10 protein-coding genes are annotated in these 8847 nt (G+C 73.4%); 4 read left to right on the forward strand and 6 right to left on the reverse strand.

The genetic code is table 11. The features are described from left to right. Positions 1 to 133 precede the first annotated feature (133 nt). The 3 genes from ABD54_RS23715 to ABD54_RS23725 are packed head-to-tail and all read left to right on the forward strand — an operon-like array spanning position 134 to position 2521. A complete protein-coding gene (locus ABD54_RS23715; RefSeq protein ID WP_047871752.1) occupies positions 134 to 1033 on the forward strand; it encodes a 3-keto-5-aminohexanoate cleavage protein in 900 nt (299 codons plus the stop codon). A gap of 40 nt (positions 1034 to 1073) precedes the next feature. Continuing rightward, positions 1074 to 2072, forward strand: a complete 999-nt coding sequence (locus ABD54_RS23720) for a 3-hydroxyacyl-CoA dehydrogenase NAD-binding domain-containing protein (protein ID WP_047871753.1) — start codon at positions 1074 to 1076, stop codon at positions 2070 to 2072. Beyond that, positions 2069 to 2521: a thioesterase family protein gene (locus tag ABD54_RS23725; RefSeq protein ID WP_047871754.1), complete on the forward strand. Its 453-nt coding sequence runs from the start codon at positions 2069 to 2071 to the stop codon at positions 2519 to 2521. The genes ABD54_RS23720 and ABD54_RS23725 overlap by 4 nt, the downstream gene beginning before the upstream one ends. A 196-nt stretch (positions 2522 to 2717) precedes the next feature. Here ABD54_RS23725 and ABD54_RS23730 read toward each other — a convergent pair whose 3' ends face one another. Both ABD54_RS23730 and ABD54_RS23735 read right to left on the reverse strand, forming a co-directional pair. Beyond that, positions 2718 to 3335, reverse strand: coding sequence for a hypothetical protein (locus tag ABD54_RS23730; RefSeq protein WP_047871755.1), 618 nt, complete (start codon positions 3333 to 3335; stop codon positions 2718 to 2720). 109 nt (positions 3336 to 3444) lie between these two features. After that, a complete protein-coding gene (locus tag ABD54_RS23735) occupies positions 3445 to 4101 on the reverse strand; it encodes a hypothetical protein (protein WP_047871756.1) in 657 nt (218 codons plus the stop codon). 313 nt (positions 4102 to 4414) lie between these two features. On the opposite strand from ABD54_RS23735, the gene ABD54_RS23740 reads away from it, so the two are divergent. Continuing rightward, on the forward strand, positions 4415 to 5155 hold the full coding sequence (locus ABD54_RS23740; protein WP_047871757.1) for a MerR family transcriptional regulator: 741 nt from the start codon (positions 4415 to 4417) through the stop codon (positions 5153 to 5155). Between the two features lie 35 nt (positions 5156 to 5190). Here the strand turns inward: ABD54_RS23740 and ABD54_RS23745 are convergent, their stop codons facing one another. The 4 genes from ABD54_RS23745 to ABD54_RS23760 all read right to left on the reverse strand — a co-directional run. Then, positions 5191 to 6195 carry an arsenic resistance protein gene (locus tag ABD54_RS23745; protein ID WP_047871758.1) on the reverse strand — a complete coding sequence of 335 codons (1005 nt, stop codon included), beginning with the start codon at positions 6193 to 6195 and terminating at the stop codon, positions 5191 to 5193. Between the two features lie 117 nt (positions 6196 to 6312). Continuing rightward, positions 6313 to 7218, reverse strand: coding sequence for a cytochrome c biogenesis CcdA family protein (locus tag ABD54_RS23750; protein WP_047871759.1), 906 nt, complete (start codon positions 7216 to 7218; stop codon positions 6313 to 6315). Next, entirely contained in the window at positions 7211 to 8047 is an 837-nt protein-coding gene (locus ABD54_RS23755) for a DsbA family protein (RefSeq protein ID WP_047871760.1), read from the reverse strand. The genes ABD54_RS23750 and ABD54_RS23755 overlap by 8 nt, the downstream gene beginning before the upstream one ends. Positions 8048 to 8192: 145 nt before the next feature. Further along, positions 8193 to 8847 (reverse strand): M56 family metallopeptidase (locus ABD54_RS23760; protein ID WP_047871761.1); only part of this gene is annotated, 655 nt, incomplete at its 5' end.

An 8847-nucleotide genomic window follows, 5' to 3' on the forward strand; every position in this document is an offset into this window, starting at 1 on the left:
GCCCTGGACCGACCCATCCCCTCCCCGAGCCCCGACCTCGGTTCCGCGCGCCCGAGAACGCCCCCGAGACGGCCGACGGCCGCCCGTTCGCAGAACCCGCGACGCCGCACAAACACGGAGACGGAGCACCGCCATGAGCGACACCATGAACCCCAAACCCATCCTGACCTGCGCCCTCACCGGCGCCGGGGACACCGTCGGCCGCAGCGAGCACGTGCCGGTGACGCCCGAGCAAATCGCCGCCGCCGCGGTCGAGGCCGCCGGGGCCGGCGCCAGCGTGGTGCACATCCACGTCCGCGACCCCGAGACGGGCGCCCCCTCCCGCGACAACGCCCTCTACCGGGAGGTCGTCGACCGCATCCGCCAGACCGGCGTGGACATCGTCATCAACCTCACGGCGGGCATGGGCGGCGACCTGGTCATCGGCCAGGAGGACCCGCTCAGGTTCGAGGAGGGCACCGACCTCGTCAACGGCCTGGACCGCCTGCCGCACGTGGAGGAGCTGCTGCCCGACATCTGCACCCTGGACTGCGGCAGCCTGAACTTCGGTGACGGGAGCCAGGTCTACATCTCCACCCCGGACATGCTGCGCGCGGGCGCCAGGCGCATCCAGGAACTCGGGGTCCGCCCCGAACTGGAGATCTTCGACACCGGCCAGTTGTGGTTCGCCAAGACCATGCACGCCGAGGGCCTCATCGACGACCCGTCGCTGTTCCAACTGTGCACCGGCATCCCCTACGGTGCGCCGTCCGACCCGGGTGTCCTCCAGTCGATGGTGAACCTGCTCCCCGAGGGCGCGCAGTGGGCGAGCTTCTCCATCGGCCGCAAGCAGATGCCGTGGGTGGCGCAGTCGGTACTGCTCGGCGGGCACGCCCGGGTGGGGCTGGAGGACAACCTCTACCTCAGCCGCGGGGTGAAGGCCACCAACGGCCAGCTCACCGAGAAGGCCGTCGACATCATCGAGCAGCTCGGCGCCCGGGTGGCCACACCGGACGAGACCCGCGCCATGCTCGGGCTCCGCAGCGCCGCCTGACCGCCGCCCCACACGAACCGCCGACCACACGAGGAGCACGATGACGGAGAACGCGAGAACCACCCCCGAGGCCGTGCGCACGGTCGCCTGCGTAGGAGCGGGTGTCATCGGGGGCGGCTGGGTGGCCCACTTCCTGGGCCGCGGCTACCGGGTGGTCGCCTGGGACCCCGCCCCGGACGCCGAGAGCAGGCTGCGCGGGCTGGTCTCCTCGGCCTGGCCCGCCCTGGAGGCGCTGGGCCCGGCCGAGGGGGCCTCCATGGCGAACCTGCGGGTCGTGGACACGCTGGCAGAGGCCGTGGCCGACGCGGACTTCGTCCAGGAGAGCGCTCCGGAGCGCCTCGACCTGAAGATCGACCTGCTGGCCGAGATCGACGCCGCCGCCCCCGAGGGCGTGGTCATCGCCTCGTCCACCTCCGGTTACAGCATGAGCGAGATGCAGGTGGGGGCCCGCACACCGGGGCGGCTCGTGGTCGGACACCCGTTCAACCCGCCCTACCTGGTGCCCCTGGTCGAGGTGGTCGGCGGCGAGCGCAGCGAGCGGTGGGCCGTCAACTGGGCCTCGGACTTCTACCGCGCCGCGGGCAAGTCGGTGATCACCATGGAGCGGGAGCTGCCGGGGTTCATCGGCAACCGGATCCAGGAGGCCGCCTGGCGCGAGGCCCTGCACATGGTCGCCGGGGGAGAGGCGACCGTCGAGCAGATCGACCTGGCGATGACCAGCGGTCCCGGGCTGCGCTGGGCCTTCTTCGGCCCCTGTTTGACCTTCCACCTGGCCGGGGGAGAGGGCGGCATGGCGCACATGCTCGACCACTTCGGGCCGTCCCTGAAGTCCCCGTGGACCCGCCTGGAGGCGCCCGAACTCACCACCGGGCTGCGCGACCGCATGGTCGCGGGCACGGACGAGGTCGTGGCCGGGCGCTCCACCGCCGAGCTGATCGCCCAGCGCGACCGCCGCCTGATCGCGGTGGCCCGCGCGCTGGAGGAGGTCGAACGCGCCGAGGCCGCCGAGGCCGCCGAGCGGGCGGGGGCGGACGCGTGAGCGCGACGCTCACCCAGCGGCTGCGGCCCGAGTGGATCGACTACAACGGGCACCTCAGCGAGGCCTACTACGTCCTGGTCTTCGGGTTCGCGACGGACGCGCTGATGGACCGGGTGGGTCTGGACGCCGCCTACCGCGAGCGGTCGGGCCGCTCGCTGTACACGGTGGAGGCGCACGTGCGCTACCTGCGCGAGGTCGCCGCGGACGACGAGGTCGAGGTCCGCACCCGGGTGGTCGGTCCGGGCCCGGACCGACCCGGCGCCAAGAAGGCGCGGATCTGCCACGAGATGCGGGTCGGCGGGGTCCTGGTGGCGACCGAGGAGCTGATGGCGCTCCACGTCGACCAGGCGCTGGGCCGGGCGGTCCCCTTCCCGGAGGAGGCCGCCGCGCGCCTGGCCGCCCTCGCCGAACCCGCGCCCGACTACGCGGGCCGCGCCGTCGGGGGGTAGTCCGCCGTCGGCCCGCGGGCGTCGGGGCGGACGACCATGCCGCGTCGGGCGTCCGAGAGGCCGTCGTTCGGTGCGGTACCGGCCTCTCCCGGGTCGGGGGCGACCGCCCCGGCGGCGCCGACGCGCGAGCACCCGGTCGTCGTGGGCGGCCGGGTGCTCCGCTGGTGGTCCCCACCGTTCCGCTGACGCTCCGGGGTCAGCCCGCGACCATGCGGGGGACGAGGTAGACGAGCTCGAAGGCCTCGTAGGCCGCGCCGACGACGAACAGCGCCAGCGCGGGCAGGCTCAACCAGCCGGCCTGTCGGAGGCCGTGGAGGTAGCCTCGGCGGCGGTCGGGGGCGCCGACCGCCGAGGGCCGCAGCCATGCCCTTCCGATGAGGTAGGCGCCGAGCATGAGCAGGGCGTAGGCCTGGAACTCGATGACGAGTGTGAGCGAGTGCGGGATCATCAGCGTGGCCGTGGCCGCGTCGACGGGGGCGAGGATCACGCCGGTCTCGTACGCCTTGTAGGCGAAGAGGGGTATCCCGGCGAAGGGCACGATCATCGAGGGCAGCATGATCCTCAGCAGGGCGACGGTCAGCACGTTGACCCCGAAGATGGTCAGGCCGAACAGCCAGGGGTTCGCGAACAGCTCACCCACCAGGTCGGCCGTCCCGTCCTCCTGCTGGGTGCCGACCTGGGCGGCGTTCAGCTCGGGGACGGCCAGGGCCGCCCCCAAACCGATGAGGAACACTCCGTAGGCGATCGCGTTCATCACGAGGTAGGCGCCGAGGTTCGCGCGGATGATCCGGAAGGGTTCGCGAAGGCTTCGCATGTGTCTGGCTCCGTGTTCTACGGGGTCGGTTCGATGGGATTCGCAGAGCCGCCGGGGCTCGCGGTACCCGGTGCCGCGCCGCGCGAACGCGCGTCCGCGGCGTCGGCGTTCAGTCGCTGCCGTCCAGCAGCGCGTTCCAGCGCAGCCGGGTCGCCCGCTCCACGCTGGAGGTCGAGGCGCACAGCCCGAGCGCGATGTTGAGCCACAGCGGCAGGTCTACGGGCGAGGTGAAGGTGCCGAAGCGCTCGGCCACCGGCGGCACCTGCGAGACCGCTTCGACGATCTGGGGGACGACGAGAAGGATCGGTACGACCAGCAGGACCAGAGACACCGCCCTGACCAGGCGGCTCAAGGCCGGGTGCTCGCGGTCCAGACGGGCGCGGCGGCCCTCCGCCGAGCGCTCGTCCGGAACGAGCTGGCGCTCGTCGCCCCCGGCGGTCACGTAGTGGCAGCGTTTGAGCCCGAAGGCAGTCGACTCCACCTCGACCACCCCTCCCGGCAGCGGGAAGACCGCCGGGAGCTTGGACTCCAGGTGGTGCCTGCCGTCCAGGTAGAGGTGGGCCTTGCCCTTGCCGTCCTCGGTCATGACCCGCTGCCAGTAGGGCACGTCGACGGAGTAGACCGCGCGGTGCCCGTCGCCGTCGGTCAGGGGCAGGTGGAACAGGGCGCGGGAGAGCGGCTGCCACCAGCGGAAGCTTCTGAGCCGACGGCCGTTTCCGTCCTTGATCCGCTTGGCCGCCTCGCGCCGTCCGCGTTCCTTGATCACTTCGGGCTCCCCGTCCGCTCGTGAGTACCGGTGGCCGACCCGACGCGGAACCTCGACCGCCGCATGCCCGTCGCCGTTGAAGGCGCACCCGGCATGCTCGGTCGCGAACCGGTCACGATCGGCGTTCGTCCCTATTCCAAAGGCTGCCCCCGGGGCAGGGTCAAGCCAGGGGGCCGCCTGGTGTCGGGGCAGGCGGACGGACGGGCGCGGACGACGGGCCGCCGCTCGACCCGGCCCCCGGGGCGGGGTGTGGACCGTGTGTCCGCCTGGGGCGCGGCGCCCCCCGCGGTCGAGGCGGAGGAGGAGGTATCGCGTGGCCTGGAGTACTCAGCAGCTCGCCGAGCTGGCCAACACCACGGTGAAGGCCGTCCGGTACTACCACGAGGTCGGCCTGCTGGACGTGCCGGAGCGGACGGCGAACGGCTACAAGCAGTACCAGGTCCCGCACCTGGTCCGTCTGCTCCAGATCAAGCGGTTGAGCGATCTGGGCGTCCCGCTGTCGGAGGTGGCGTCGATGGGACGGGCGGACGAGGACCCGGACGAGGCGATTCGCGTGCTGGACAAGGAGCTGGAGGCGACGGTCGACCGGCTCAACCGCGTGCGGGCGGAGCTGGCCGTCATCCTGCGCCACCGCGCACCCGCCTATGTTCCCCCCGCGTTCGCGCCGGTCTCCCGTGAGCTCTCCGACCGGCAGCGGTCGTTGCTGATGGTCTACTCGACCGTCCTCAGCGACAGGTCCGTCGAGGAGTTCCGCGCGCTGATCAACGATCCCGACGAGACGGACGAGGAGTTCGAGGCCCTTCCCGAGGACGCGGACGAGGCCGCGATCGACCGCCTCGCCGCGCGCATGCTGCCGGTCGTGCGCAGGCGGCGCGAGGAGAACCCCTGGTCGGCCGACCCCGCCGTCGACGCGCCCGGCGGCGCGGAGCGCGCCGAACGCACGATGGCCGAGGCCATGGCGCAGTTGTACAACCCCGCGCAGCTTCGGGTGCTGAAGCGTCTGAGCGACCTCCTCCGGCAAGAGGCTCCGGACGGGGGCGGCGAAGCGCCCTGACGCTGTCTCGGGCGGCGGCCCGGAGCCCGCCGCGGTCAGCGCTCCAGGCCGTGCCCCCGGCGGGTCCCGGCCTGAGCGGGCCCGCTCGCCTCGGGCCGCCGGACCCTCACCAGCTGTGCTAGCAGGGCCAGCACGGGCAGTTCCACCAGCGGTCCCACCACCAGCGCGACCGCGATCAGGGGCCGGTCGGGGAAGGCCGCGACCGCGATGGCCAGCGCGATGGGCGAGTTGCGGGCCGTGGTGGTCATGACCAGGGTCACCCCCTGGTCGGCGGGGAGGCGCAGCAGCCGGGAAAGGCCGGTGGCGATCAGGGGCAGCGCCACGAGGAAGACCGCCAGCGGCGGCAGCAGGGCGAGCAGGTCGGCGCCGTGTTCCAGGACGGTGCGGGCCTGCCAGGCGAACATCGCCAGAACGGCCGCGTACAGCGGCGGCAGGACCAGGCGCGAGGCCGGCCCGGTGACGTACCGCTCGCGCCAGGCGGCCCCCTTGAACCGGTACGAGGCCCACCGCGTCACCGCGGCCAGGGCCAGCGGGACGACGAGGACGAGCAGGACCGACTCGGCCAGGGTGGCCGCGTCGACCATGGCGGCCCGCCCTCCCAGCAGCAGCACGTACACCGGCAGCAGTGCGAGCTGGAGGACGAGGTTGACCGGCAGCAGCGCGGCGGCGACGCCGGTGTGCCCGCGCGCCATGGCGGTGAAGACCAGGTACCAGTCCGTGCACGGGGTCACCAGCAGCAGCAGCAGACCGATGCGCAGGTCCGGTTCTCCTCCGAGCAGCCCCGCCCCCAGGGCCCAGGCCAGGGCCGGGGTGAACACGAAGTTGAGCACCATGCTGACGGCGACCAGGGTCCTGGCGCGCCCGACCTCGCCCACGCGCGCGGCGTCCATCTGCACGAACACGGCGGTGAGCATCGCCAGCAGGGCGGGCAGCACCACGTGCTCGGCCGCCGGGCCCACGGGCAGCAGCAGGCCCGCGGCGAGTCCCGCCACGGCTGCCATGGCCACGAACAGGCTCTGGAGGCGTTCGGCCGACGACATCGGTTCAGCGCTCCTCAGCGGTCTCGGAGACCCGTAGCAACACCATGCGCCCACGGTAGGCCTTCGCACCGACCCGGGGGCCGGGCCCGGTAGGCGCCGAGGCGTGGCCCCTCGCGCTCACGCTCCTCCTCCGGCGGTCTCCGGGCGCGCGCCTCGGGTACGCCCCTCCTGAGCGGGGTCCTCCCCCTCGGAGACCTTCGGCCCGCGCGACCGGCTCCACCGCCAGAGGCCCGCCGCGAGCAGGACGAGCCCGGCCGCGGCGAGGACGAACACGTCGATCCCCGCCCCGCCGGCGGCGAAGAGCCACTCCTGGACCCGGTAGCTCTGGTCGTCGAACGCCTCGACGCCGCCGAAGAGCGACGCCGTTCCGTCGTAGCGCAGGAACACGATGCCGATGGCGACGAACAACAGGCCCGACAGCGTACTGGCGGTGTGGACGCGCACGGGGCCGAGGCAGACGGTGCGTCCGCGCAGCCAGCGCTTCCCTCCCAGGTCGTAGCGGTCCCACAGCAGCGCCAGCACGAACAGCGGACCGGCCATCCCCAGCGCGTAGACCGCCAGGAGCGCGGCGCCGCGCGGGGACCCGCCGGTGGCCGCGACGGTCAGGACCGCGCCGAGGATCGGTCCGGAGCAGAAACCGGCGAATCCGTACACCGCGCCCAGCCCGAAGACCGAGACGGTGTCCGTGCGTCCGGAGAAGCGCCCCTGGAGGCGCTGGGCCAGCCGCGAGGAGAAGCCCAAGCCCACGATCTGCGCCACGCCGAAGGCGATGACGAGCGAGCCCGCGACGGTGATGAGGAGTTCGCGCTCTCCGTAGAACAGGCGGCTGACCGAGGCCGATCCCGCGCCGAGCGGGACCAGCGTGGTGCACAGGCCCAGGTAGAACACGCCGGTGCGGGCCAGGAGGCGGCGCGGGTCGCGGAACGCGTACCCGAAGAAGGAGGGGAGCAGCAGTGCGCTGCACGGGCTGAACAGGGCGAGTACGCCGCCCGCCAGGGCCGCGACGAGGCCGACGTCAGCCATCGCCGCCCCTGCCGGCGTCCGCCAGCGCGTCCTCGACCGCCGACACGAACACGGAGAGCGGTTGCGCGCCCATGAGCGGCTGGCCGTTGACGAGGAAGGCGGGGGTGGAGGTGACCCCGATCCCCTGCGCCTCAGCGAAGTCGCGGCTCACCATCGCGGCGGCCTCGTCGCCGTGCCGGTCCTCCTCGAAGCGCTCGGGGTCCAGGTCCAGCTCCGCGACGATCCCGTCCAGCACCTCTTCGAGCGCCTCGCCCTCGAACTTCTCCCCGTGGGAGAAGTAGGCCTCGTGGAACTCCCAGAACCCGCCCTGCATCCCGGCTGCCCGGGCGGCGTGGGAGACCGTCTCCGACGAACCGGTGATGACGGGGAAGTCGCGCAACTCGATGCGCAGGTCCCCCCGTTCGACGTAGTGCATCAGCTCGGGTCGGGTCTCCCGGGTCCAGCGTCCGCAGTAGGGGCAGTTGTAGTCGGAGTAGGCCACCATGACCACGGGGGCGTCGGCCTCGCCCATCGCGGCGGGGTCCCCGGGGTCCCGGCGGGCCAGCAGGGACCCGAACTCCCGCTGGCCGGGGCCCTGGTCCTCGGCTCCGGCGGTGTGGGGAGCGGGGTCGGCCGCCGCCCCCCGCGCCGCCGGTTCCCGCGCCGGGTCGTCCATGGCCCGGTTGGCCACGAGCAGACCCGCGACGACCACCAGGGCGAGGCCGGCGAACAGGAGGCCCCGCCACGAACCGCCGCCGCCCCCGTCCGGGGCGCGCTCCGCGCCCGGCGAGGGCCGGTCGCTCACCTGCTTCTTCCCGCGGCCGGGTCCGGACCCGGATGAACTGGACATGTGGGTGCCCCTCGGTCGACTCACGCTGTTTCTATCCAGCTTAGTACAGTTTCTATGCTAGATAGAAGAAGCGTGCGGGGAACGGTCGCGGTGTCTCCTCCGGGGCGGTCGGGGCGCCTGCCGGTGCGGCCCGCGCACGGAGGGGTCAGTAGGCCGCGCAGTCGCAGTACGGGAGGAGGACCCCGGCCAGCGCCGAGGCGACCGTGATCACCAGGGGAGCCGAGACCAGGGCGGCGACCAGCGCCGTGCGCGCACGCGTCCTCCACCGCCGGCACCGGGCGAGCGGTGCGACCTGGCGCCGGACCCGGTCGACCGGGCAGGCGCCCCCGATGGACAGGACCTGCGGGGAACGGCTCCGACCGGCCTCCGCGAGGGCTCCCAGGGCGTGCACCAGCGGGCGCACGCCGACCTCGCGCACGGCCCGGTCGTCGGCGGCCCACTCCACGAGGACGGGGACCTCGGACGCCGCCGCGCGGAAGAGGGGGACCCGGGGGAAGGCGGAGTCGAGCAGGCGCGCCCACCCGACCAAGAGGTGGTGGCGTTGGCGCAGATGGGCCCTCTCGTGGGCCAGGACGGCGCGTACCTGGGAACCGCTCAGCACCGCCAGGGCGCCCCGGGTGATGACCACGCCCCCCTGCGCGCCGGGGACGCAGTAGGCCCCGCTCTCGGCGGAGTCGACCAGCCACACCCGCTGACCGTGCAGGAGGCGGCGCCGCGCGCGGGAGAGCAGGTCACGGCGGTGGGAGCGCCTCCAGGAGCTGCCCGCCCTCCCGCGCCGCACCCCCGTCCACAGCAGGCGC

It is taken from the genome of Nocardiopsis sp. RV163 (genome assembly GCF_001029525.1).
In the GTDB taxonomy this organism is placed as follows: Bacteria; Actinomycetota; Actinomycetes; order Streptosporangiales; family Streptosporangiaceae; genus Nocardiopsis; species Nocardiopsis dassonvillei.

Bases quoted from the DNA above. Each gene is read 5' to 3' on its own strand.
- ABD54_RS23715 (WP_047871752.1), top strand. From the start codon at position 134: ATGAGCGACACCATGAACCCCAAACCCATCCTGACCTGCGCCCTCACC.
- ABD54_RS23720 (WP_047871753.1), top strand. From the start codon at position 1,074: ATGACGGAGAACGCGAGAACCACCCCCGAGGCCGTGCGCACGGTCGCC.
- ABD54_RS23730 (WP_047871755.1), bottom strand. From the start codon at position 3,335: ATGCGAAGCCTTCGCGAACCCTTCCGGATCATCCGCGCGAACCTCGGC.
- ABD54_RS23745 (WP_047871758.1), bottom strand. From the start codon at position 6,195: ATGTCGTCGGCCGAACGCCTCCAGAGCCTGTTCGTGGCCATGGCAGCC.
- ABD54_RS23750 (WP_047871759.1), bottom strand. From the start codon at position 7,218: ATGGCTGACGTCGGCCTCGTCGCGGCCCTGGCGGGCGGCGTACTCGCC.
- ABD54_RS23755 (WP_047871760.1), bottom strand. From the start codon at position 8,047: ATGTCCAGTTCATCCGGGTCCGGACCCGGCCGCGGGAAGAAGCAGGTG.